Source organism: Kitasatospora sp. NPDC032121 (genome assembly GCF_055580145.1).
In genome coordinates this window covers 131,167-152,869 of the sequence record NZ_JBVILX010000015.1, presented here as the reverse complement: position 1 = coordinate 152,869, position 21,703 = coordinate 131,167, and the positions used below count along the sequence as shown (strand labels likewise).

The window sequence follows — 21,703 nt, the reverse complement described above, 5'->3', positions numbered from 1 at the left end:
ATTCTGACGTACGGGACCGACAACCGGGCCCGCCCCGGGGCTCCGGAGGCCCGTTTCGTTCCTGTTGACAACGGTGCCGCCGGGGCGCGACCGTGCTCGCCGAAGCTTTCTCCACCGGCGGTCTGGACCACCCGGACCACCCCACCCGGCCGGATCCCCCACCCGGCAGAGAGCGAAGGCACCAGATGAACGACCTGGTCGACCGGTACTTCGACGCCGCGATCGCCCACCTCCAGCGGGTCCGCGTGGAGGAGGCCGACACCATCGAGGCCGCCGCCGCGCTGCTGGCGGAGGCGATGACCGAGGGTCGCCGGGTCTTCACCTTCGGTGCCGGGCACTCCGCGCTGGCGGCCCAGGACGTGGTCTACCGGGCCGGCGGGCTGGTCCCGATGAACCTGCTGAACGTGCCCGGGATGGCCGGGGTGACGGTGATGCCCGCACCGCTGTCCAGCGCCCTGGAGCGGGTCTCCGGGCTGGCCACCGCCACCCTGGACCTCACCCCGGCCACCACCGGGGACCTGCTGTTCGTGATCTCGCTCTCCGGCCGCCAGGTGATGCCGGTCGAGCTGGCCCGGTACGCCCGGGACCGCGGCCTCAAGGTGGTCGGCGTGACCTCGCTGGCGTACCCGGCGGAGGTATCCTCGGCGCACCCGACCGGCACCTACCTGAAGGACCACTGCGACGTGGTGCTGGACAGCAAGATCGCGGTCGGCGACGGCGAGCTGACCCACCCCGGCGCCGAGACCACCTTCGGCCCGGTGTCCACCATCGTGACCAGCGCGCTGATGCAGGCCGTGGTCGCCTCGGCCGTCGGCCGGCTGGCCGACCGGGCGGCCGCCGGGGAGTGCCCCGCGCCGCCGCTGTTCCGCTCCGGCAACGTCCCCGGCGGCACCGAGTGGAACGCCAAGCAGATGGCCGAGAACGCCGACCGGGTCTTCTACACCTACTGAGCCCCTCCCGCACCCGCCGGGCCGCCCCGCCCACCTCCGGCCGGTCGCCCGCGCACGCCCGCCGACCGCCGCGCGCCCCCACCGCCTCTCCGCACGCTGGGTGCAGGAGCGAACACGGGGAGTACCGGACAAAGCAGCGGGCCTTCCCGGCCACATCCGGCCGCACCGGCCGTCACCAGGCGTACCGGTCGGCCCCCTTGGGCAGGAGAGCGGTGCGACCGGAGCGACTGGTGGGGGCCGAACATGGCGTCTGTTGCGGGACGGACCGGGTGGGTGCGCGAGCGGGACCTGCTACCCGAGTTCTTCTGGGCCGCCGACGCGGCCTCGCTGCGCGGGCAGCGGCGTTCGGTGCTGCTCTGCGCCTGGGAGCTGGTCCTGCTGGTGGCCGCCGCGGCGACCGGATCGGCCGACGGCGAGCCCTGGGCGTGGCCGGCGGCGGCGGCCTACCTCGGCGCGATCGCGCTGGCGGTGGTGGTCAGCCGGCAGAACCCCCAGGGCCTCTGGTACGAGGGCCGGGCGGCCGCCGAGTCGGTGAAGACGCTGGCCTGGAAGTACGCCGTCCGGGCCGACGCCTACCAGCCCCCGCCGCGCGCCCTGCCGGACGCCGAGGGCCTGTACCGCTTCCAGCTCGCCCGGGTGCTCGGCGCGTTCCGGAACAGCCCGGTCGCCGTCCCGGACGGCGGGGTGGAGATCACCCCGGCGATGCACGACCTGCGCGGACAGCCGCTGGCGGTGCGCCGCGAGGTGTACCTGGCCGAGCGGATCCAGCTGCAGCACGACTGGTACCGCGCCAAGGCCCGCTACTGCGCCCGCGCCGGGCACTGGGCCGGAGTGCTGGGCGTGCTGCTGCCCGCGCTCGGCCTGGTGCTCGCCCTGCTGCGGGCGCTCGGCGCCTTCAGCTACGACGCGCTGGGCACGGTCTCGGCGGTGGCCGCGTCGGTCGCCGCCTGGGCGCAGCTGCGCCAGTACCGGCCGCTCGCGGCCGCGTACGCCCTGGCCGCCGAGGAGCTGGCGCAGATCCAGCGCCAACTCGCCCAGCTGGACCTGGAGTCGATGGAGGCCGAGGAGGTCTGGGCCCGCCTGGCCCGGGACGCCGAGGACGCGATCTCCCGCGAGCACACCACCTGGCAGGCCCGCCGGGAGGTGCGCACCACCACCGACCGGGAGCACGCAACCGACCCGGAGCACTGAGGAGGCCGCAGGTGTCGTTACGGACGGTCAAAACGGCGGACGACCGCGCCCTCGCCGTCGAGTCCCTCGGCGACCCGCGCGGCCGTCCGGTGTTCCTGCTGCACGGCATGCCCGGCAGCCGGGTCGGCCCGCACCCGCGCAGCACCGTGCTGTACCGGCTGGGCGTCCGGCTGATCTCGTTCGACCGGCCCGGCTACGGCGACTCGACCCGGCTGTTCGGCCGCCGGGTGAGCGCGGCGGCCACCGACGTGCGCACCATCGCGGACGAGTTCGGGCTGGACCGCTTCGCGGTGCTCGGCCGCTCCGGCGGCGGCCCGCACGCGCTGGCCTGCGCGGCGCTGCTGCCGGACCGGGTCAGCCGGGTCGCGGTGCTGGTCGGGCTGGCCCCGCGCAACGCGGCCGGCCTGGACTGGTACGCGGGGATGACCCCGTCCAACGTCCGCGCCTACAAGGAGGCCGAGCGCGGGCACGGCCGGATCGCCGACGCGATGGAGTTCCGCTCCCGGCAGATCAAGGACGACCCGGTCCGGCTGCTGAACGGCCTGCGCACCGAGCTCTCCGCCGCCGACCGGGAGGTGGTGGCCGACAGCGGGCTGCGCCGGATGCTCCAGAGCAACTACCGGGAGGCGTTCCGGCACGGCGCGGACGGCTGGATCGACGACGTGCTGGCCTTCACCGCCGACTGGGGGTTCGAGGTCGGCTCGATCCGGGTGCCGACCTGGCTCTGGCACGGCGCGGACGACCAGTTCTCGCCGGTCGAACACTCCCGCTGGCTGGCCGACCACATCCCGGACGCCCAGCTGTTCCTGGAGCCCGGCGCCGCCCACTTCGGGGCGTTCCGGGTGATGACCACCGCCCTGGCCTGGGCGGCGGGCTAGGAACCAGGGCTCAGGCCCGCACCGGCGTCAGGCCCGCACTGGAGCCAGGGGCGCACCGGAGTCAGGCCCGCACCGGCGTCAGGCCCGCACCGGAGTCAGGGGCGCCGAACCGCCGAGCACCGCCAGCACGTTGTCCACCGCCAGGCCGCCCATCGCCTGGCGGGTACGGACGGTGGCGCTGCCCAGGTGCGGGGCAAGCACCGCGCGCTCCTGGGCGAGCAGCGCGGACGGGACGGCCGGCTCGCGCTCGAAGTTGTCCACGGCGGCGGCGAACAGCGCGCCGGACTCCAGCGCGGCGGCCAGCGCCTCCTCGTCCACCACCCCGGCGGTCATGCTGACCACCACCGCGCCGCGCGGCAGCAGGGCGAGCCGGCGGGCGTCCAGCAGGTGCCGGGTCGCGGTGGTGAACGGGCAGGTGACGACCAGGACGGTGGAGGTGGCGAGCAGATCCTCCAGCGGCTTCCAGTCGGCGCCCTCGGCCTGTTCGGGCGGCAGTTCGCGGCGGTTGTGGTAGCTGACGGGCATGTCGAAGGCGCGGGCCCGGCGGGCCACCGCCTGCCCGATCCGGCCCATGCCGAGCACGCCCAGCGGGGTGCCGGCCAGCTCCAGGCCGAGCAGGAAGTTCGGCGCCCAGGTCCAGGGCGCGCCGGAGCGCAGCAGCCGCTCGCCCTCGCCGAGGCGGCGGGTGGCGGCCAGCAGCAGCGCCCAGGCCATGTCGGCGGTGGCGGTGGTGAGCACGCCGGGGGTGTTGGTGACCAGCACGCCGCGTTCGGCGCAGGCGGCCACGTCCACGTTGTGGTAGCCGACGGCGTGGTTGGCGACGACGGCCAGCTGCGGGCCGGCCGCGTCGAGGAACTCGGCGTCCACCCGGTCGTCCAGGGTGGTGATCACGGCCCGGCGCCCGCGGACGGCGGCCAGCAGTGCGGCCCGGTCCATCGCCAGGTCGGAGTCGTGGCAGGTGACGGCGTGGTGCGCGGTGAGCCGCTCGATGACGCCGGGGGCGAGGCGCCGGGTGACCAGGACCGGGGGCGGGATGCTCATGGTCTCGCAGCGTACCCCGCCCCTCTCCTGGTCCTCCCGATCAGACCGGCTGCGGCTCCAGGTCCCGGTTGATCCGCTTCCAGCCGCGCGCGGAGACCGTGTTGGGGTGCTCCTCGCCGACCTGCCGGATCAGCTCGGAGATCGCCCGCGCCCGCAGCTCGGCCGCCTGGGTGTGCCGGCCGGCCGCCCGCAGGGTGATCGCCAGGTTGGCCTCGCAGGCCACCGCGTCCGGGTGCTGTGCGCTGTAGCGGTCGCACAGCCCCTGGTAGGCGGCCCGGCCGAGCCGCTCGGCGCGATCCAGCTGCCCGTCGTCGCCGTAGGCGTTGGCCAGGTTGATCATCGCGTTGAGGGTGTACGGGTGCTCCGGCCCGACCGAGCGGCTCAGCCCCTCGACGGTGAGCCGGCCGCGCTCGATGGCGCCCTGGACGTCGCCGCTGCCCCGCAGGTAGATGCCGAGGTTGTTGGCGCAGGCCAGGGTGAACGGGTGCTCGTCGCCGAACAGTCGCCGGTGGCCCTCGAAGACGGTGGAGCAGAGGTCGCGGGCGGCCTCCTTGTCACCGGAGGCGCTGTGGTCGGCGGCCAGGTTGAGCGCGCAGGCGAGCGCGTCGGGGGCGTCGGCGCCGTAGCGCTCCAGGTAGCGCTCGTAGGTCTCCTTGGTGATCCGGCGGGCCTCGGCGAGCTGGCCGATCCGGCGCAGCGAGACGGCCAGCGACTTGGCGTTGCGCAGGTTCTCCGGCAGGTCCGGGTCGAGCACGTCGCCGAGGTCGGAGGTGACCTCCTGGAGCAGGTCCACCGAGCCGCGGTAGTCGCCGAGTTCGCGCAGGTCGCGGGCCAGGTTGGACTTGGTGGACAGGGTGTAGGGGTGCTTGGGGCCGAGGACGGCGGTGCGCCGGTCGAGGGTCTCCTGGTCGAGTTCGCGGGCCGCCTCGCTGTCGCCGACCAGCCGGTAGTCGATCGCCAGGTTGTTCGCCATGGAGAGCGTGCGCGGGTTGTCGTCGCCGAACAACTCGCGGAATTGGTCGAGGATCTCGCGGTCGAGGTCGAGGGCGGCCTGGAACCGGCCGAGCGCCCTGCGGTCGGCGCCGAGCGAGCCGGCCGTCATCAGGGTGTACGGGTGGTGCTCGCCGAGCAGGGCCCGCTGGCGCTCCAGGGTGTCCTCGTCCAGGGCCAGCGCCTCGCCGTAGTTGCCCTGGGAGCGCAGCACGTTGGCGAGCTGGAAGCGCAGCAGCAGGGTCTGCCGGTCGTCCTCGCCGAGCTTGCCGGTCCACTCCACGTCCAGGGCGTGGCCGAGGTCGCGGGCACGGTCGAGTTCGCCGCGCTTCCACAGGTAGCGGACCCGGTCGATGAGCAGCTGGCGGGTGTCCGCCTCGTCGCAGTTGTGCGCCTTGGACGGCGACAGGTGCGGCCAGATCTCGTCGAAGGCGGGCCAGTTGGCCGGGTCGTCGGTGTCGCCGAGGACGGGCCGGGCGCCGGTGAGGATGCGGTGCACCTCGTGGACGGCGATCTCCTGCTCGTCGGCGGTCATCCCGGCCCGGATCACCGCCTGGACGAGCCGGTGCACCTGGAAGCTGTTGCTGCCGGCGTCGACCTTGGCCAGCGCGTACCGGCCGATCGCCTGGATCACCTTGCCCAGCATGAACTTGTCGCTGAGGTCGGCGTCGAACTTCACCAGCGCCCGGATCATCTGGTCGCTGTAGAAGAGGTTCATCGAGATCGGCTCGGGCGCGAAGAACGCGCAGAGCTGGAGCAGCCGGACGGCCGCCGGGGACTGCTGGCGCAGCCGTCCGATCGACACGTTCCAGGTCGCGGCGACCGGGGTCGGGTAGTCGGCCGGGCGGCCGACGGCCAGGGCGCGGGCGGCCTCGGCGTGCAGCTGGGAGACGTAGGTGTCCACCGGGGTGCCGGTGGTGTCCAGCCAGGCGGCGGCCACCTCGACGGCCAGCGGCAGGTCGCCGACCGCCTCGGCGACCCGGTCGGCGTCCGGGCGGGAGAGGCTGCGGGCGCGCCGGCACAGGTGCTCGACGCTCTCGCCGCGGGTGAAGACGTCGACCTCCAGCGCCTCGGCGTGCCCGGTCCAGGCCTGGTTGCGGGAGGTGACCAGGATGTGGCCGGAGCCGCCGGGGAAGAACCGGCGGATCTCCGCGGGCTCGTCGGCGTTGTCGAAGATCAGCAGCCAGCGCGAGGTGGGCACGCCGCGCCGCAGCGCCTCCCTGGCCGCCTCGGCGGCCTCGGTCACCGAGTCGCCGACCCGCAGCCCCAGCCGGCGGGCGAGTTCGGCGAGCGCCGGGGCGACCAGCTCGGTCTGCTCGGCGTCGATCCACCAGACCAGGTCGTAGTCGGACATGAAGCGGTGGGCGTACTCCAGCGCCACCTGGGTCTTGCCGACGCCGCCGAGCCCGTACAGCGTCTGCGGGGTGGGCAGCACGGCCGCCATGCCGCCGCGCAGCTGGTTGCGCAGCTGCTCCAGCACGGCGGCGCGGCCGGTGAAGGACGGGTTGCGCGGCGGGACGTCCCACACCGAGGGCTTGCTGCCGGGGAAGCGCGGCCCGCCGCTGGGCGCGTCGCCGAGCGGGGTTTCGCCGCGGCCGAGCGCGCGCAGCAGGCTCTGGATCGACTGCGTCTCGTCGCGGCCGACCAGGTCGACCGGGTTGCGGTTGCTGAACGGCGCGGTGAGCCGGACGTCGCCGACACGGACCGGCAGCAGCTGGCGGCGGGTGCCGGAGGGGTCGGAGCTGACCACCGACTCCCACAGCGCCCGCGCCTGCGGGGAGCGCTGGTAGGCGGGCGAGAGCACCGCGACCGTCCGGTACGCGGAGTCGATGCCGCGCTCGGTCTCCTCGCGCGGGTCGGTGCCGGCGCTGAGGTCGCGCGGCAGCACCCGGAAGCCGGCCCTGGTCAGGACGGACTCGATCCAGTCCGCCCACATCCGGTCCTCGGGGACGTAGGAGAGGTAGAGGTCGGCGGGCACGGACGGGCGGCGGCGGGTGAACGCGTCCACGTAGCGCAGCCGCACCTCCTCGTCCATCGGCGGCAGGCCGGCCGCCCGGCCCTCGGTGATCATGGAGGTGAGCCGCTCGCAGGCGGCCAGCATCGAGGTGGGCGTGCCGGTCTGGTCGCCGAAGGTGGCGAGGATCTCCTCGTAGGCGTAGAACGGCCGGTACGGGATCTCCACCGAGCCCCAGTACTGGGCGAGTTCCTCGCCGTCCAGGCCGGCCGGCAGCCCGTCGAAGCGGACCCGGGCGAGGGCGCGGCCGGCGTCCGCCTTCTCCTTCTCGCCCTCGTCGATGCGCATCGGGACGGGCAGGATGCGGATGCCGCGCTCGCGGTAGCGGTCGTGGATGTGCTGGGCGATCCGGGAGGCGCCGTCGATGGACTGGTCGCTGAGGGTGAAGCAGACCACCAGGTCGTCGGGCATCTGGACGGTGCAGATCTCGGCGATGTCGGACAGGCCGGTGCGGGAGTCGATCAGCACGTAGTCGTAGCGCTTGGCCATGTCGGCCTTGAGGGCGTCGAAGAACTGCCCGCCGTCGAAACGGTCGTAGAAGATGTCCCAGTCGAGGTGGGTGACGGCCTCGGAGTAGTCGCGGTTGAACTGGCCCGCGGAGAGGAAGTCCAGGCTGCCGCCGGCCGGGAAGTGCGGCCAGGTGAGCGAGAGCGCGTGCGGGTGCACCCGGGCGAAGTCCAGGTGCCAGCCCTCGGCGTGCTCGACCGGGCGCAACGCCTCCTCGCGGTACTCGGCGATCAGGTCCATCATGCCCGTGGTGCCGGCCAGCGAGGCCTGGTCGAGGAACGGGTGGAAGAACTTGGCGAGGCCGGGCGCCTCCAGGTCCCAGTCCACGGTGAGGACGCGGAAGCCGTTGGCGGCCAGGATCCAGGCGGTGTTGGCGAGCGCCATGGTGCGGCCGGTGCCGCCCTTGTACGAGTAGAAGGTGATGATCCGGCCGTTGCGGTCCCGTTCCGCCGCCTGCCGCTCGGCCTCCCGCTGGGCGGCCAGGTCGGCGGCGGTGAGCCCGCCGAGGCGGAGGTTCCTGGTGCGGTTGTCGTCGCTCATCGCGGTCCTCGTCCTCCCAAGGGCGCCATCCCGTCATCGGGTTCATCGCCGTCGTCGCGGTACGGGTCGTGCTCGCGGTACGGGTCGTTGCCGTTGGTCCGACTTCGACGGGTGGTGCGGCCGTTGCCGCGGTCGTTGCCGTTGGTGCGGTCGTTGCCGTCGGTGCCACCGTCGTCGCCCCGGTCGTCCTCGAAGGGGTCCTCCGGGGATCCGTCCGGTCCGTACCCGCCCCCCGGGCGCCGGAACGCTTCCCGCAGGCTCGGCCGGGGCGGCGGCGGCTCCTCCGGTTCGGCCCGGGTGCGGCCCTCGAACGCGTACTTGGCCTTCATCGCCGCCCGGGGCAGGGCGTCGTCGAAGTCCTCCAGGGTGTGCAGCCCGGTCGGGCCGGTCGCGCCGAGGAAGCTCGGCCGGCTCGCCCGCCGGGTGATGCGCAGCGTCTCGTCGCTCAGGTCGTTCAGTTCGTCCGAGCGTTCGGCGCACTCCGGGTCGTCGCCGTTGAACGGCTCCAGGATGCTCACCCAGGTGGCGTCCGAGCGGTCGAAGCGCCGGACCAGCTCGCGCCGGCGCGGGTCGCGCAGCGCCCAGCGGTCGAGCAGCAGCAGGCCGGGCGCCTCGGCGTTGCCCTCGATGATCGACTCGACCTCTTCGTCGAACTCGTGCACGGTCGGCTGGAACCCCAACTGCCGTGCCAGCCTGGCCGCGTGCTGGGCGATCGGCGAGCCGACCGGCCGGTACGGGTGCCAGTCGGTGCGCCGCTCGCCGTAGTAGTCGGGGCTGCGGTCGGCGGGCAACTCGTTCTGGTGGTAGGCGAGGACGGAGATCCGCAGCTGCTTGGTCGGGGCGGTGACGTTGAAGGCGCTCGGGAGGCCGTTGAACTCCAGCCGCCGACCGACCGGGATCACCGTCTCCTCCGCGACCTGGACGATCCGGGCCGCCAGCCGGTGCACGGCCAGCTCGTAGGCGGAGCGGAAGTAGCTGAGCTTCATGAGCGCGTAGAGGCCCTCGGTGGCGTACTCGGGGCCGAAACTCGCGTGGTTGAACTGGAGTTCACTGGCCACGTCCGGCAGCCGGTAGCGGCTCATCGGGGCCCACAGCACCGGCACGATGCCGCTGGTGCGCTCGGAGTCGAGGTTCGCCGGGTAGACCGGCCGGCGGGTGAAGGCGTGCCATTCCTGGCCGCACGGAACGCTGTTGAAGTACCTCGGGGAGTAGAGGGGCACGAACACCCGGCACGTCGCCAACTCGTCGGACAGCCGTTCGGCCCACAACTCGCCCTGGTGCATGGACTCGTCCATGAAGCCGACCGCGACCCCGTCCGGGACGGTGGTCAGCTGGAGCACAGCCTCGCAGAGATCCCGGTACAACTGCCTGACCCAGTGGTTCGGATCGCTCGCGCCCCGCGCACCGGCCTTGGGGGTGTGCGCGTAGGAGAGGAAGAAGTACGGCCGGGCGTCGTCCTCGTCCCAGCCCCGGTCAGTCACACGCGCCTCCCCCGGGCCCGTCGGCAAACCTGCCTCCCGCAGCCCCCGTGCGGCGGGGCTTCAGTGTAGGAACGACTGACACCCCAATGGAATAGCACAACGTCTCGCACGAATTGACATGACCGAAACGATGCCGCCACCCGTGCACTGGGAGCAGTACCCTCGTTCCGGCCGTCGCGCACCACCACCAGGAGGGAACTCGTGGAACACCTCGACTGGCAGAGGGCCAGCACCAGCATCGGCAAGGACGAGTGGATCGAGATCGCCTCCGAGGGCGACCACGTCTACATCCGGCAGTCCGACGACCCCACCCTCGTCGTCACCACCACCCGCATCAAGTTCAACGCCTGGGTCCGCGGCGCCAAGGCCGGCGAATTCGACCACTTCGTCGCCTGACGGCACCCGACCTCGCCCGACCGGCCCGACCCCGCCCGACCGGCTCCCGCTGGTCGGGCGTTCCGTCGTCCGAGCCCGGGGCACCGCGACGCGGCCGACGCCACCACGGTCGACAGCGACGACCTCCTGCTGCTGCGCGGCCCCGGCTTCAGTGCCCTACGCTCCGGCCCCGGAGAGCCAGCCGTCGACGGGGACCCGGCAGGAGTTGAGGATCCCGGCCACCATCCCGTAGGTGCCGACCAGGGCCAGCAGTTCCAGCAACCACGGCACCGGGTGGCGGTCGGACAGCGCCTGCCACGTGGCCGAGGAGAGCGCGTGCCCGTCGTGCAGCTCGTCGACGGCCCGCAGCAGGGTGCGGTCGGCCTCGGACCAATCGGGGTGCTCCGCGCCGTCCTGGACGCGGTCGATCTCGGGCCCGGTCAGCCCGGCGAGGCCGGCCAGCCGGACATGGTGCTGCCACTCGTACGTCGAACCGGTGCGGTGCGCGGTGCGCAGGACGGCGAGTTCGCGCTCGCGGGGCGGGATCGTGCCCTGGTTGAGCTGGGCGAGCAGCGGCGCCAGGCTGGTCAGCAGGTCGGGGTGGTGCCCGATGGTGGCCAGCACGTTGGGCACCGGGAAGCCCTCCAGCGGCCCGGAGCCCTCGGCCGGGAACAGCTGCCGGACGATGCCCGGCAGGCCCGCGGCCAGCGCGGTGACCTCGGCGGCGACCTCGGCCCCGGGCCGCGGGGCCAGCCGGGGGGCCGCCTGGGGGGCCAGGCAGGGGGCCGGACGGGGGGCCGGACGGGGGGCCGGGCCGAACTCGTCGAGCCCGACCAGCAGTTCCACCTCCCCGGGGGTCCCGTCACCGTTCAGCTCCCGGTACACGGCGCCGATGTTCAGCAGCAGCCGCTCCCGGTCGTCCCAGTCCGCGAAGCCGTCCAGGTCCATCTCCCGCGCGGCCCGGAGCACCGGGACGCCCGCCGCGTGGGCACGCCCCGCGTGGTCGCGGACCCGCTCCAGGTAGCTGCGGAAAGTGCGGACCTCGGGCTTGCCGACGACCGGGCCGTGCCCGGGCACGATCGTCTCGACGTCCAGGCCGAGGATCAGGTCGCAGGCGGCGATCCAACGCTCCACCGGGCCGCTGTGGATCACCGGGTGGCCGCCGACGAACAGGATGTCCCCGGCGAACAGCACACCGGCGTCGGGTACGTGGACCAGGACGTCGCCCCGGGTGTGGGCGGGGCCGACCTCGATCAGCCGGACGGTGCGCCGCCCGACGGCGACCTCCAGCTCGCCGCTGAAGGTCCGGTTCGGCAGGGTCGGGGCGATGCCGGTGAAGTCGAAGGCCTTCCGCATGTCCTGGGCGACGCGCGGGAGCGGCAGGTCGCCGGGGGCGGCGAGCAGTTCGTGGAGGTGGTCGCGGCCCATGTCGGCCGCGGCGGCCTCGGAGGCGATGACCGTGGCGTGCGGGAGCAGCTGGTTGCCCCACCAGTGGTCGCCGTCGCTGTGGCTGTTGACCAGGGTGCCGATCTCGACCCCGGGCAGCGCCCGGGCGACGGCGCCGAGCAGGTCCCGGGTCTGCGGGACGGTGAACAGGGTGTCGACGAGCAGGGCCTCGTCGCCGGAGACGATCAGCCCGGCGTTGCTCAGGCCCCAGGAGCCGTTCGGCTGTAGGTAGGCGTAGGTGTCCGGGGCGATCTCGTGCAGGCCGAGGGTGTACGGGACGGCCATGACTGGGCCTCCTCGTTAGGTGAACTGGAGTCTCAACATGTACTCCAGTCCACCAATAGATTCAAGTACACTTTTCCCGTGTCCTCACCCAACCGACGCGACCAGCGCCGCACCGCCACCCGGGAGCGACTGCTGGCGGCAGCGCTGGAGCTGTTCGCCACCCAGGGGTACGCGGCCACCACCTACGACCACATCGCCGAACGCGCGGACGTGGGACGCCAGACGGCCTTCAACCACTTCCGCCGCAAGGAGGACTTCGTCACCGCCTGGGTCCAGCAGCGGCACGAGGCACTGGAACGCCTGGACGAGGCTCATGCCTCCGCCACCGAGGCGCTCGCGGGCGCACTGCGCGCCCTCGCTGAGCTCAACGAGCGGGAGTACGCGCTGGCGAAGGAGCTCCACGACAGCGGAGTGCTCCACGCCGCCTTCGGCCTCGGCGCCACGACCCCCCGGGCATTCGTCGCGGCCGCCTCCCGGGGGCGCGAACAGGGCGAGATCCGCGCCGAGTTGGACCCGACCGCCGTCGCCGACCTGCTGTTCGACACCTACATCACGACCCTGGGCCGCTGGCTCGCCGCCGACGCGTCTCACTCGCTCGCCGATGCCCTGCTCGCCCGCCTCGGCCTCCTCGCGGCCGGCTTCAGGGCCTGACCACACGGGCGCGGGCCCCGCCAAGTGCACGGGGCCCGCATTTTGCGCCTACCCCTGGCGGCGCCTGAACTCGCGGACGAGCGAGAGAAGGTTGACCAGGGTGCTGGCCGGAACACTACCGAGCGAGACGAGGACCTGGCCGTTCAAGACGGTCTCGCCGGGCTTGGCCGAGGGCCAGAGCAGACCCAACTCACGACCCTCGGTGCGGAGCTCCACGATCAGGTCGGTGAGATCCCGACGGGTGAGGCGATGGAGAGAGGGATCACGCGGGTCGAGGGGGTGGAGGGCGCTCACGCGACGCAGTCCAGCTCGAACCAGACCCGCTTCCCGAGCGCCTGCGATTCGGCGCCCCAGCGGTTGGTGAGCCCCTCCACCAGCTGCAGTCCGCGGCCCGACTCGGCCTGCGGGTCGAACTTCTGACACTTCGGCAACTCGCTGCTGCGGTCCGCGACGGAGACACGGAGGATGTCGCCGGAGTAGACGACCGTGACGACGGGCGAGCGCGTCATCCCGTGCCGCCACGCGTTCACCACCAGTTCCATGAGGGCGAGTTCGGCGTCCCCGATGGAGGAGTCGGGGTACCCGGCGCGCAACATCGCGTCGCGCAACACCTCGCGGGACACGGTGAGGGAGGGGGAGTTGAGGTTGGGGTCACACATGGGGAATCTCCCATCAGCTCAAATGAGCTACGCACGGAGAGACCTGACGCCCCATCCGGCGAGCAGTGCAGTGAAACTTTAGGGGCTTCTCGGCAAAGTTAGCAACACGCTCCGCACATAGACCTACACTTTCCGTAGATGACGATCCGCGTGGAAGGTATGCCCATGGCATTCGGGAGTGGGATCAGCGAACGTCAGCGCCGGTTGGGCGAAGAGCTTCGCAGGGCACGCGACGCCGCTGGACGCTCAGCGCTCGAGATCGGGCAGGCGATCGGCGTAAAGGGTCCTGCCGTCAGCCACATCGAGTCCGGAAGGATGGGCCTAAACCTTCCGCGGCTCAACACCTGGCTCGACCTGTGCGAGATTACGGACTCCGACTACCGGGCCGGCCTCGCCGCCATGAGCGAGAGCTCGGGCAAGGGCTGGTGGACCGAGTTCAAGACCCAGGTCTCGCGGAGCACACTCGACCTGGCCGAGGCCGAATCACGTGCCACCGGCCTGGACAACTATGAATCCCTACTGATCCCGGGCCTTCTACAGACCAAGGCCTACAGCGAGGTCATCCTGGGGTACACCGAGAAGAAGGTCGAGTTCCGCCACGAACGTCACAAGGTACTGACGGGCAAGAACGCACCTCCGTACCGTGCCGTGATCCACGAAGCGGCCCTGCACATGATGTACGGAGGAGCAACGGTCATGTGGGAGCAACTGAACCATCTGATCGAGATGAGCAGGTTGCCCAACGTGACGATCCAGATCCTCCCGTTCGACTGCACCGTATTCGCTTCGAACGACTCACCGTTCCTGCTCATCCGTGGCACGCACGCGCGGCTCGGCACGGTGCTACTCGAGCATCCGCATGGATCGAACTTCATTGGCGACCCCGAGGTCGTGACAACATTTGACCGGAAGTTCGACCGACTCAGGGCCTTGGCTCTGCCGCCCCTATCCTCGGCCACGTCCGCGTCATCGCCCGCCCATCGGGACTCGCTGGGTTTGATCCAACACATCCGCTACAAGATCCAGGGAAGATAGCCATGCACCAGCTCAACTGGCAGAAGTCCAGCTTCAGCAGCGACCAGGCCAACTGTGTCGAAATCGCTTCCGCCGGCGAGCTGGTCCACATCCGCGAGTCCGACGACCCCACCACCGTCGTCACCACCACCCGCACCAAGCTCCACGCCTGGATCCACGGCGCCAAGGCCGGCGAGTTCGACCACCTCATCGAGGCCTGACTCCTCGCCCCGTGCCCCGGCGGCGGGCCGGGGGCACGGACCCTGTCAGCCCACTCGCCCCGCCAGCCCCAACACCCAGTACCAGTCGCTCGTCCCCAACTGGCGACATCGGCCACCTCCCACACTCAAGCAACAACTCCCAAAAGCCTCGCGTGGGAAGTCGGCCTGGTCGACTTCCCACGCAGAGAGCCCCCTCTCTGTCCGCGCCCCAGGCATCCTGGGGCACGAACCGTCGCAGTAGCAGCGTGCGTTCGGCGAACGACGTACTGGGCTTGCTCCGACACATTCGTTACGCAGCGCCGGGAAGGTAGACATGGAACAGCTCAACTGGCAGAAGTCGAGCTTCAGCGGCACCAACACCAACTGCCTTGAGATCGCCTCCGACGGTGAGCTGGTCTACCTCCGCGAGTCAGACGACCCCACCCACATCGTCACCACCACCCGTCCCAAGCTCGCCGCCTGGCTCCACGGCGCCAAGGCCGGCGAGTTCGACCACTTCACCGCCAACCCCTGAAGCGGATCCTTCCCGGCGGCCTCTTGCTCCCCGCAAGAGGCCGCCGAGGGCCACGGTTCCTCGGCGCCGGCCAACAGCTGGACGCCGCTGGAGCAAGATCCTTATTCCGGATCAGCAATATGCCCGGTGCCGCGTGGACAGGCGCCATCGGCAGCCCTAGCGTCGCTGATGGGTCGGGAGGGACTCGCCCCGGATGGGTCACCATGGCTGACAACCCGGATCTGGCCGAGACGCTCAGAAGGCTCCGACTGGAAGCCGGTCTCACAGGAGACCGGCTTTCGGTGCGTTGCGGCATCTCCCAAAGCAAGATCAGCAAAATCGGCCGGGCCGACTTCTCACGCACGCGATGGGGCTGGGGCCCCGTCGGCGCTTCGGGGGAGCCGAAGCGCCGACGGGGGCGGGTCGGCGGGGTGGGTGTGGGGGCGGGGGGTGGGAAACGGCGGGATCACTTGTCGGGCGGCGGGAACAAGGAGCGGGTTTCAGGGGCGGCCGCGCCGCAGGACGGCCTCGGCGAGGTCGACGGCCTCCCGGACCGGCACGAGGCGGCAGTCGGCGGCACCGATGCGCGCGGTGGTGATGCCGCGGGCGGTGCGCAGGACCTCGGCGCCGAGGCCGCCGAAGTGGAGGTCGTCCAGGTCGGCGGCCCGGAAGGCCGTCCAGCCGTCCTCCCCGACGCAGCGGTACTCGCGCACCGGCACGTCGGGCATGCGGAGGTCGGCGAGGTGGAACGCGGTGAAGCGGTCCATCGGGACGCCGAGCATCAGCACCCGGGCGTCCAGGTCGTAGAGCCGCCCGAGCGGCGACTCCGGGCCGAGGTGGGAGGTCAGCGGATGGTGGGCGGTGATCTCCCGGGCGAGCCGGCCGACGGCCGCCCAGGAGGTCTGCGGGTGGCGGCTGCGCAGCGCGCCCGGCCACGAGCGGATCGCTTCCGACAGCGCCCCCATGGAGGGCGAGGCCGGGGTGGTGGCCGGATCGAAGCGGGGCATCCGGTCCTGGTAGTCGGCCACCTCCGCCGGGGAGAGACCGGCGGTGGCGGACTGGTGGATGCGGGAGGTGGCGGAGTTCTCGGGCGTGGCGGTGTAGGCGACCAGGGTGCCGTCGGGGCCCAGGACTTCGAGCAGGGCCTCGACCACACCGGCCGCCCCGCCCGGTACCGGTCCGAGGGCGCGCAGGGACGCCTGGACGTGCAGCACCGTGCCCGGACGGACCCCGAGCTCGAGGAGGTCGCGGACGAGGGGGTGGACGGAGGTGGCGACGGCGACGCCGCCGGCGCGGGGTTCGGTGAGGATGGCGTTTCCCCGGGGTTGAGGGCCCCGGGCGAGGGAGGTCCCGGGGCGGCGCGGGTGGGAGGTGTCAGACCCCGGCCCGTTCCCGCCGGACCCGGTCGGCCGCCTGCTCGGCGGCTGCGGGCAGCGGCAGGGCGAGCCAGGGTGCCACGGTGGCACGCATGCCGTCGGCGAAGCGCAGGCCGGTCCCGGTCAGGGATCCGGACGACGCCAGCCGCTCCACGGCGTCGGCGGTGTACCGCCGCCAGAGCGCGAACTGTTCCCGCGCCCGGTCGGCGGCCGAGCCCGGCAGTCCGTCGTACGCGAGGGTGCGGGTGCCCCAGTACTCGGTGACGGCCAGGTGGGCGTACGTGCCCTGGAGCAGCCCTTCGAGCGGCCGGGGGTCGGGCCGCCAGGGGGCGAAGTACAACGCGGTGTCGCCGCGGTCGTACAGGTCGGTCAGGTCCAGCACCGCGCCGAGCTTGACGTGCTGGAACTCGTGGGCGAGCAGCAGGGCGAGGGTCGGCGCGGTGGCGGGCCGGGCGATGCCGACGGCGCCGTACGCCTGCCGGGCCGCCGAGCTGACGTCCCGGCCGGTCGGGCCGGGCCGCAACGGGGTGATCGTCGTCAGGCCGGCCCGGATGCCCTCCGCGTACCCGGGCAGGTCCCGCCCGAGCAGCTCCCAGGCCTCGCGCAACGCGCCCGTCCAGTCGAGCAGTTCGCTCTCGGAGAGGCGGTCGGCGACGGGGTGGTCGTGGCTGTCCCGCAGCGGGTCGGTGTCCTCCAGGACGACCGTCCAGCCGTCGGCCAGCCGGATCCGCCACCGCGGCTCGTCCAGCACGGTGTGCACGGATCCGTCGGACGCCCGCACCTGGAAGCCGTCCGCCCGTCCGGTGACCACGGCCTCGCCGTCGGGTACGGCGAGGCCGCCGAGCGTCGGCAGGTGCAGCCGGCCGCCCCGGACGGGCACGGCGACCGTGTCGCCCCGCCCGGCCCGCACCGCGGCGGCCGCGGCGAGCGCGGCCAGCGGGCCGAGCCCGACCGGGAGGTCCCCGGCGAGCCGGCGGGCGGCCCAGGCGCGGGCGTACGGGTGGGCGAGCACGGCGTCCACGGCGGCGGGGGCCGCCGCGTCGAGCTCGGTCAGCAGGGCCCACGCCTCGGCCCGCCCCTGTCCGGAGGCGTCCCAGGCGGCGGCCAGCATCGCCCGGGTGAAGGCGAGTTGGGAGCGGCCGAGCGCGGCGATGGTGTCCGCGCTCCCGTATCCGGCGGCGAGCTCGTCGAGTTGGGGCGGGGTGAGCGCGCCGGGCAGCAGTCGCTCGGCACCGGGCCGCGACGACCCGGCCGCCTGCACCGGAACACCGGCCTCCGGAGTTCCGGCGGAACTCCCGCTCCCCGCGATGCCGTTGATGAACGTCATGAGATCACCGCAGTAGACGGAGGGATGGTCGAAGCTGCCTCCTCCATCGTCGCTCCGATAGCGGTGGGCGTACAGCCCGCCACCGCAGGAGCGCACCACGGAGCAGGCGCGGCAGGCCTCGCTCAGGCCGGCCAGGCCGGACTGGCGGGCGGCGATGCCGGGGTGGCGGGCGAGGTCGTCGAGGCTGTGCGCGAAGACGTTCAACCCGGTGACGGGCGCGCCGTCGTACGCCGTCTTCAGGCTGTCGGCCTGCTCGAAGGTCCCGTCCGTCTCCAGGACCGCCAGGTCGGAGGGCTCCAGGCCGAGCGACTCGGTGAGGCTGGAGAACCCCCGCAGGGTCCGGTGCACGGACTCGAAGGTCCGTACGGCGAACGGCCGCCCGTCCGTTTCCCACAGCCTGTGGACGGTCAGCAGCCAGTCGGCGTACGGGGTGGCGCCGAGCGCGGCGGGGCGCTTGGGCGGTTCGTCCCAGGTGGCGTGCGGGAGCAGGAAGTCCACGGCGGGCGGCCGGAGTTCGGCCAGCGCCCGGTACACGGCCGCCGGGTCGTTCTCGACGTCCATCGTGCACAGCAGCCCGACGAAGAGGTGCCGGTACTCGGGCTCGTTCAGCAGGGCGACGGCCCGCAGCACCTGCGGGTGGCTGCTGCGTCCGTCGGCGAACCGGCGGTGGCGGTCGTTGGCGGCCTTGTCGCCGTCCAGCGAGATGCCGACCTTGATCTCCTGCTCCGCGAACAGCGCGCAGAAGTCCCGGCTCAGCAGCACGCCGTTGGTGTGGATGCGCAGGTCGAGGGCGCAGCCGGACGGGAGCGCCGCCCGGAGCGCCTCGGCGGCGCGGCGCAAGCGGTCCGGGCCGGCGAGCAGGGGTTCTCCCCCGTGCAGGACGACCCGGACGGCGGGCAGCCGGTGGGCGGCCGCGTGCTCGCCGATGCGCTCGGCGGCCTTGGCCAGGATCCCGTCCGCGATGACCTTCGGCCGGGAACGCCAGCTGCTGTCCGCGTGCTCGTAGACGTAGCAGTGGTCGCAGGCCAGATCGCACCTGCTGTGCATCTTGACCACGAACTGCGTCAGCGGCAGCGGAGTCGACGTCGTCATGGAGCTGGGACTGTTCGGTTCGGCTCGGTCTGGGTTCCGCCCGGCGTTCCGGGCCGGGTCAGATCGAGGAGTTGAAGGCAGCGACCGGCACGAGGCCGGATTCCGCGCCGGGGAGCGCGCGCTGGAGCCGGGAGGCGAGTTCTTCCGCGCCGAGCGCGGCGAGATCGGCGAGCGAGGGGCGTTCCGGCGTCTCCTGAGGGTCAGTGAGCTTGCCGGCCGGCCTGATGCTGGTTACCGGGGTCATGTTCGTTTCCTTAGGCGCGGTTAGGACCTGCCGAGGGTGGGTAAGCCCACCCGGTTGCGACCAATGTAGTGCCCTCGAAGACTCCGCGCGGCACGTTCGGAGTCACCTTGGGCTCCCCAGGCGGCCGACGCCGCACCACAGCCCGCGCCGTACCACCAGAATTCACCTGTTCAGCCGCCGCGCGCTTTGCCGTGGCGCACGCCGAAGCGTGTCGCCGGGGCGAAAACACGGACCGCCGCCAGGGCGAAATTGTGGCCCGCCGCCAGGACGAACAGGTGGACCGCCGCCTGGGCACACCCCGGGAGTGCCCGGCAGAGAACCCCCACAAGCGCGCCATCCGGTCAAGCCTGCGTCTCACCGGATTCATTCCCCCGGATTCACTCCCCCCGGCTCGCCGAGCTCCCCCACGACCCGCACCAACTCCCTGGCGAACTCCAGCCCGTCCGGCGTGAGTTCGCCGCAGCTCAGGAGCGTCCGCCCGGCCGCCAGGGTGTGCGTCCGCCAGCGCGCGAACTCCCCGTGCGCACGGGCCGCGCGCGCCGCATCACCGGCGCCCGAGCCGAGCGCCGCACCCGAGCCCGCGCCCGCGTCCGAGCCCAGCGCCGCGCCCGCGCCCGCCGCCACCCCGGCCGCCGCCTCCACCCGCCAGAAGTCCGCCACACCCAGGTGCGCGTACGCCCCCTGGAGCAACGCCCCGGCCGGACGCGGGTCGGGCCGCCAGGGAGCGTGGTAGACCGCCGGACCGTTGGGGCGGTGCAGCGGCACCAGGTCCATCAGCGCGCCGAGTTGGACGTGCAGGAACTCGTGCACCAGGGCGAGCGCGAGCAGCACCGGATCGTCCGGCAGCGAGGCCGCCACCGCACCGTACGCCCGCCGGGCGGCGGCGCTGACGACCTCCCCACCGGGGGCCGGCCGCAGCGGCACGACGGTGGTCACGCAGGCCGCGAGGGCCCGCGCATGGCGGCGGTGGCGGCGCACGAGGATCTCCCAGGCCTCGGCCAACCGCCGCTCCCAGCGAGCGAGTTCGGCGTCCGTGAGCGGCCCGGCCGGCGGGCGCCCGTAGTCCACCCGGCGCGGACCGGCGTGGTCGACCGACGGCGTCCAGCGCAGCCCGTCACACTCCAGCACGAGGGCCGGCCCCGGGCCCGACCGGAGGAACTCGCCCAGCCCGCCGAGCGCAACGGACTCCCCCGCCGCCGCGCCGCGCAGACAGTCGGCCGCCCAGGCGTCCAACTCCGGCCGCAGCAGCACCTCTTCCCAGCCGTCCCGGTCGTCCCGCTGCAGCGCCCGCACCCGGGCGTACGCCTCCCGGTAGCCGTCGTGCTCCGGTGCCGACCGGCGCAGCGCCAGCAGCAGCAGCGCCCGCTTGCTCAACTGCCCCGCGCGCAGCAGCCGGACGGCCTCCGGTCCGCCGCGCGCGCCCGCGATCGCCCGGAACGTCGCCCGGTCCACCCCGTGCCGGGGCAGTCCGTCCGCCCCGCGTGCGCCCGGCACCCCGGCCGCCACCACCTCGCCCGTATCCGTCACCGGTCCTCCTCCTCGTGTGTGCGGCTGCCGGCCAGGTCGGCCGACCCCTCGCCCAACCCGCCGGATCCGCCCGCGGTCTCCCCGTGCGGGTGCGGATCAGCCGGACGGCGGCCGGGCATGACCCGGACGGGTGAACCGACGCCCCGCCCCCGCCGTCACCTCGGCCCCACCCGCGCCTCCGATGCCGCCCCCGCCACCCCCGTCGCACCCGCCGCCTCCGCCGAACCCGCCAGTCCCGCCACCCCCGCCCGCAGTCGCCCCGCGATGTGCCGGATCAGCCGGTCCAGGTCCGCGCAGTACACCGACGGGTGCCCGAAGCCGTCCCCCGCGTACCGGTGCGCGTACAGGCCCCCGCCGCAGACCCTGGCCAGCGGGCACCCGGCGCAGACCGCCCCGAGGCCCGCGAGGCCGCGCTGGCGGGCCCGGAAGGCCGGGTGCGCGCCCGCCTCCCCGAAGCCGTGCCGCCACACGTCCAGGCCGGTCCCGGGGGCGCCGTCGTAGGCCGCTTTGAGGCTGTCCGCCTGCTCGATCGCCCCGTCCGTCTCGACCACCACCAGGTCGACGGGCGCCAGCCCGACCGCCTCACTGGCCGCCCGCCCGCCGAGCAGCAGCACCGCCAGCTCCTCGAACAGCCGGACCCCGGTCTCCCGGCGCGGCGCGCCGTACCAGCGGTCGAAGGCGGCGATCAGCCACTCCCCGTACGGCGCGGGCCCCCCGCCCGTCGGCGGCGCGTCCGGCACCGGCCGGGGCGGGACGCCCGGCGGGGGTTCGCGCCAGGTGGCGTGCGGCAGCAGCAGGTCGACCCTGGGCGGCGCGAACTCCAGCAGCGCCTCGTAGGTGGCCACCGGGTCCGACGCCAGGTCGACGACGCACAGCAGCCCGGCGAACAGCCCCCGGTGCCGCTCCGAGCCGAGCAGCCGCACCGCCTCGGCGGTGCGCGCCCAGCTGCCCGCGCCGGAGGGCAGCCGCCGGTGCCGGTCGTGGCCGGCCCGGGTGCCGTCCAGCGAGACCCCGACCGCGACCCGGTGGCGGTGCAGCACGTCGAGCAGCGCCGGTTCGTCCAGCAGCCGCAGCCCGTTGGTCTGCACGGTGAACCGCACCCGGGGCCGGACGGCCGCCAACTCGCCGAGCAGTGCGTCCAGATGGGCCGCGCCGACGAGCAGCGGCTCGCCGCCGTGCAGCACCACGGACACATCGTCCAGCCCGTGCTCGGCCGCGTGCTCGTCGATCCGCCGGGCGGTGCGACGGACGGTCGCGAGCTCCATCCGCCGCGGCCGCCCGCGCCAGCTCTGGTCCGCGCCCTCGTACACGTAGCAGTAGTCGCAGGCCAGGTTGCACCGACTGTGGATCTTCAGCAGGAACTGCCGGAACGGCACCATGCCCGTGAGCCTACGGCCTGGC

Annotated in this window: 19 protein-coding genes and 1 pseudogene; 9 read left to right on the top strand and 11 right to left on the bottom strand. The window is 73.2% G+C overall.

What is annotated here, in order from left to right:
* Window positions 1–185 precede the first annotated feature (185 nt).
* From ACZ5OX_RS29760 to ACZ5OX_RS29750, 3 genes are all read left to right on the top strand, one after another.
* Entirely contained in the window at window positions 186–950 is a 765-nt protein-coding gene (locus tag ACZ5OX_RS29760) for a sugar isomerase domain-containing protein (RefSeq protein WP_392882367.1), read from the top strand.
* 243 nt (window positions 951–1,193) lie between these two features.
* Entirely contained in the window at window positions 1,194–2,141 is a 948-nt protein-coding gene (locus ACZ5OX_RS29755) for a DUF4231 domain-containing protein (RefSeq protein WP_465634306.1), read from the top strand.
* An 11-nt stretch (window positions 2,142–2,152) separates the two neighbouring features.
* Complete coding sequence (locus tag ACZ5OX_RS29750; protein WP_402406367.1) at window positions 2,153–3,019, top strand: alpha/beta fold hydrolase; 867 nt, start codon at window positions 2,153–2,155, stop codon at window positions 3,017–3,019.
* Between the two features lie 78 nt (window positions 3,020–3,097).
* Here ACZ5OX_RS29750 and ACZ5OX_RS29745 read toward each other — a convergent pair whose 3' ends face one another.
* The 3 genes from ACZ5OX_RS29745 to ACZ5OX_RS29735 are packed head-to-tail and all read right to left on the bottom strand — an operon-like array spanning window position 3,098 to window position 9,592.
* On the bottom strand, window positions 3,098–4,060 hold the full coding sequence (locus ACZ5OX_RS29745) for a 2-hydroxyacid dehydrogenase (protein ID WP_465634305.1): 963 nt from the start codon (window positions 4,058–4,060) through the stop codon (window positions 3,098–3,100).
* Window positions 4,061–4,100: 40 nt separating this feature from the next.
* The gene (gene fxsT / locus ACZ5OX_RS29740) at window positions 4,101–8,111 is read right to left on the bottom strand and encodes an FxSxx-COOH system tetratricopeptide repeat protein (protein WP_465634304.1); all 4,011 of its coding nucleotides are present in this window, start codon (window positions 8,109–8,111) and stop codon (window positions 4,101–4,103) included.
* Window positions 8,108–9,592, bottom strand: coding sequence for a TIR-like protein FxsC (locus ACZ5OX_RS29735; protein ID WP_465634303.1), 1,485 nt, complete (start codon window positions 9,590–9,592; stop codon window positions 8,108–8,110). Before ACZ5OX_RS29735 ends, fxsT begins: the two co-directional genes overlap by 4 nt.
* Before the next feature lie 201 nt (window positions 9,593–9,793).
* On the opposite strand from ACZ5OX_RS29735, the gene ACZ5OX_RS29730 reads away from it, so the two are divergent.
* On the top strand, window positions 9,794–9,988 hold the full coding sequence (locus tag ACZ5OX_RS29730; RefSeq protein WP_392882380.1) for a DUF397 domain-containing protein: 195 nt from the start codon (window positions 9,794–9,796) through the stop codon (window positions 9,986–9,988).
* Between the two features lie 156 nt (window positions 9,989–10,144).
* Here the strand turns inward: ACZ5OX_RS29730 and ACZ5OX_RS29725 are convergent, their stop codons facing one another.
* The gene (locus ACZ5OX_RS29725; RefSeq protein ID WP_465634302.1) at window positions 10,145–11,698 is read right to left on the bottom strand and encodes an MBL fold metallo-hydrolase; all 1,554 of its coding nucleotides are present in this window, start codon (window positions 11,696–11,698) and stop codon (window positions 10,145–10,147) included.
* Between the two features lie 78 nt (window positions 11,699–11,776).
* On the opposite strand from ACZ5OX_RS29725, the gene ACZ5OX_RS29720 reads away from it, so the two are divergent.
* Window positions 11,777–12,349, top strand: coding sequence for a TetR/AcrR family transcriptional regulator (locus ACZ5OX_RS29720; RefSeq protein WP_465634301.1), 573 nt, complete (start codon window positions 11,777–11,779; stop codon window positions 12,347–12,349).
* Window positions 12,350–12,397: 48 nt separating this feature from the next.
* Here the strand turns inward: ACZ5OX_RS29720 and ACZ5OX_RS29715 are convergent, their stop codons facing one another.
* Window positions 12,398–12,643, bottom strand: a complete 246-nt coding sequence (locus tag ACZ5OX_RS29715; protein ID WP_392882391.1) for a hypothetical protein — start codon at window positions 12,641–12,643, stop codon at window positions 12,398–12,400.
* On the bottom strand, window positions 12,640–13,008 hold the full coding sequence (locus ACZ5OX_RS29710; RefSeq protein WP_465634300.1) for an ATP-binding protein: 369 nt from the start codon (window positions 13,006–13,008) through the stop codon (window positions 12,640–12,642). The genes ACZ5OX_RS29715 and ACZ5OX_RS29710 overlap by 4 nt, the downstream gene beginning before the upstream one ends.
* Before the next feature lie 138 nt (window positions 13,009–13,146).
* Between ACZ5OX_RS29710 and ACZ5OX_RS29705 the strand changes: the two genes are divergently transcribed.
* The 4 genes and pseudogenes from ACZ5OX_RS29705 to ACZ5OX_RS29690 form a co-directional block, all read left to right on the top strand.
* The gene (locus tag ACZ5OX_RS29705) at window positions 13,147–14,043 is read left to right on the top strand and encodes a helix-turn-helix domain-containing protein (protein WP_465634298.1); all 897 of its coding nucleotides are present in this window, start codon (window positions 13,147–13,149) and stop codon (window positions 14,041–14,043) included.
* Between the two features lie 2 nt (window positions 14,044–14,045).
* Entirely contained in the window at window positions 14,046–14,243 is a 198-nt protein-coding gene (locus ACZ5OX_RS29700) for a DUF397 domain-containing protein (protein WP_465634297.1), read from the top strand.
* 313 nt (window positions 14,244–14,556) lie between these two features.
* Window positions 14,557–14,757, top strand: coding sequence for a DUF397 domain-containing protein (locus ACZ5OX_RS29695; RefSeq protein ID WP_465634295.1), 201 nt, complete (start codon window positions 14,557–14,559; stop codon window positions 14,755–14,757).
* Between the two features lie 119 nt (window positions 14,758–14,876).
* Window positions 14,877–15,065, top strand: a pseudogene (locus tag ACZ5OX_RS29690) (hypothetical protein); the annotation flags it as partial.
* A 171-nt stretch (window positions 15,066–15,236) separates the two neighbouring features.
* Here ACZ5OX_RS29690 and ACZ5OX_RS29685 read toward each other — a convergent pair.
* The 5 genes from ACZ5OX_RS29685 to ACZ5OX_RS29665 form a co-directional block, all read right to left on the bottom strand.
* Window positions 15,237–15,950, bottom strand: a complete 714-nt coding sequence (locus ACZ5OX_RS29685) for an AAC(3) family N-acetyltransferase (RefSeq protein WP_465634294.1) — start codon at window positions 15,948–15,950, stop codon at window positions 15,237–15,239.
* A 160-nt stretch (window positions 15,951–16,110) separates the two neighbouring features.
* Window positions 16,111–18,531, bottom strand: coding sequence for an FxsB family cyclophane-forming radical SAM/SPASM peptide maturase (locus tag ACZ5OX_RS29680; RefSeq protein WP_465634292.1), 2,421 nt, complete (start codon window positions 18,529–18,531; stop codon window positions 16,111–16,113).
* A 58-nt stretch (window positions 18,532–18,589) separates the two neighbouring features.
* The gene (locus tag ACZ5OX_RS29675; protein WP_359913873.1) at window positions 18,590–18,775 is read right to left on the bottom strand and encodes a hypothetical protein; all 186 of its coding nucleotides are present in this window, start codon (window positions 18,773–18,775) and stop codon (window positions 18,590–18,592) included.
* Window positions 18,776–19,138: 363 nt separating this feature from the next.
* The gene (locus ACZ5OX_RS29670; protein ID WP_465634290.1) at window positions 19,139–20,302 is read right to left on the bottom strand and encodes an aKG-HExxH-type peptide beta-hydroxylase; all 1,164 of its coding nucleotides are present in this window, start codon (window positions 20,300–20,302) and stop codon (window positions 19,139–19,141) included.
* Window positions 20,303–20,457: 155 nt separating this feature from the next.
* Window positions 20,458–21,681 (bottom strand): FxsB family cyclophane-forming radical SAM/SPASM peptide maturase, encoded by a 1,224-nt coding sequence (locus ACZ5OX_RS29665; RefSeq protein ID WP_465634289.1) that lies wholly within the window; start codon window positions 21,679–21,681, stop codon window positions 20,458–20,460.
* Window positions 21,682–21,703 lie beyond the last annotated feature (22 nt).

What these genes read in the sequence shown, in the direction of transcription:
- ACZ5OX_RS29760 (WP_392882367.1), top strand. Translation starts at nt 186, where the DNA reads ATGAACGACCTGGTCGACCGGTACTTCGACGCCGCGATCGCCCACCTC.
- ACZ5OX_RS29755 (WP_465634306.1), top strand. Translation starts at nt 1,194, where the DNA reads ATGGCGTCTGTTGCGGGACGGACCGGGTGGGTGCGCGAGCGGGACCTG.
- ACZ5OX_RS29745 (WP_465634305.1), bottom strand. Translation starts at nt 4,060, where the DNA reads ATGAGCATCCCGCCCCCGGTCCTGGTCACCCGGCGCCTCGCCCCCGGC.
- fxsT (WP_465634304.1), bottom strand. Translation starts at nt 8,111, where the DNA reads ATGAGCGACGACAACCGCACCAGGAACCTCCGCCTCGGCGGGCTCACC.
- ACZ5OX_RS29725 (WP_465634302.1), bottom strand. Translation starts at nt 11,698, where the DNA reads ATGGCCGTCCCGTACACCCTCGGCCTGCACGAGATCGCCCCGGACACC.
- ACZ5OX_RS29710 (WP_465634300.1), bottom strand. Translation starts at nt 13,008, where the DNA reads ATGTGTGACCCCAACCTCAACTCCCCCTCCCTCACCGTGTCCCGCGAG.
- ACZ5OX_RS29705 (WP_465634298.1), top strand. Translation starts at nt 13,147, where the DNA reads ATGACGATCCGCGTGGAAGGTATGCCCATGGCATTCGGGAGTGGGATC.
- ACZ5OX_RS29700 (WP_465634297.1), top strand. Translation starts at nt 14,046, where the DNA reads ATGCACCAGCTCAACTGGCAGAAGTCCAGCTTCAGCAGCGACCAGGCC.
- ACZ5OX_RS29695 (WP_465634295.1), top strand. Translation starts at nt 14,557, where the DNA reads ATGGAACAGCTCAACTGGCAGAAGTCGAGCTTCAGCGGCACCAACACC.
- ACZ5OX_RS29680 (WP_465634292.1), bottom strand. Translation starts at nt 18,531, where the DNA reads ATGACGACGTCGACTCCGCTGCCGCTGACGCAGTTCGTGGTCAAGATG.
- ACZ5OX_RS29675 (WP_359913873.1), bottom strand. Translation starts at nt 18,775, where the DNA reads ATGACCCCGGTAACCAGCATCAGGCCGGCCGGCAAGCTCACTGACCCT.
- ACZ5OX_RS29665 (WP_465634289.1), bottom strand. Translation starts at nt 21,681, where the DNA reads ATGGTGCCGTTCCGGCAGTTCCTGCTGAAGATCCACAGTCGGTGCAAC.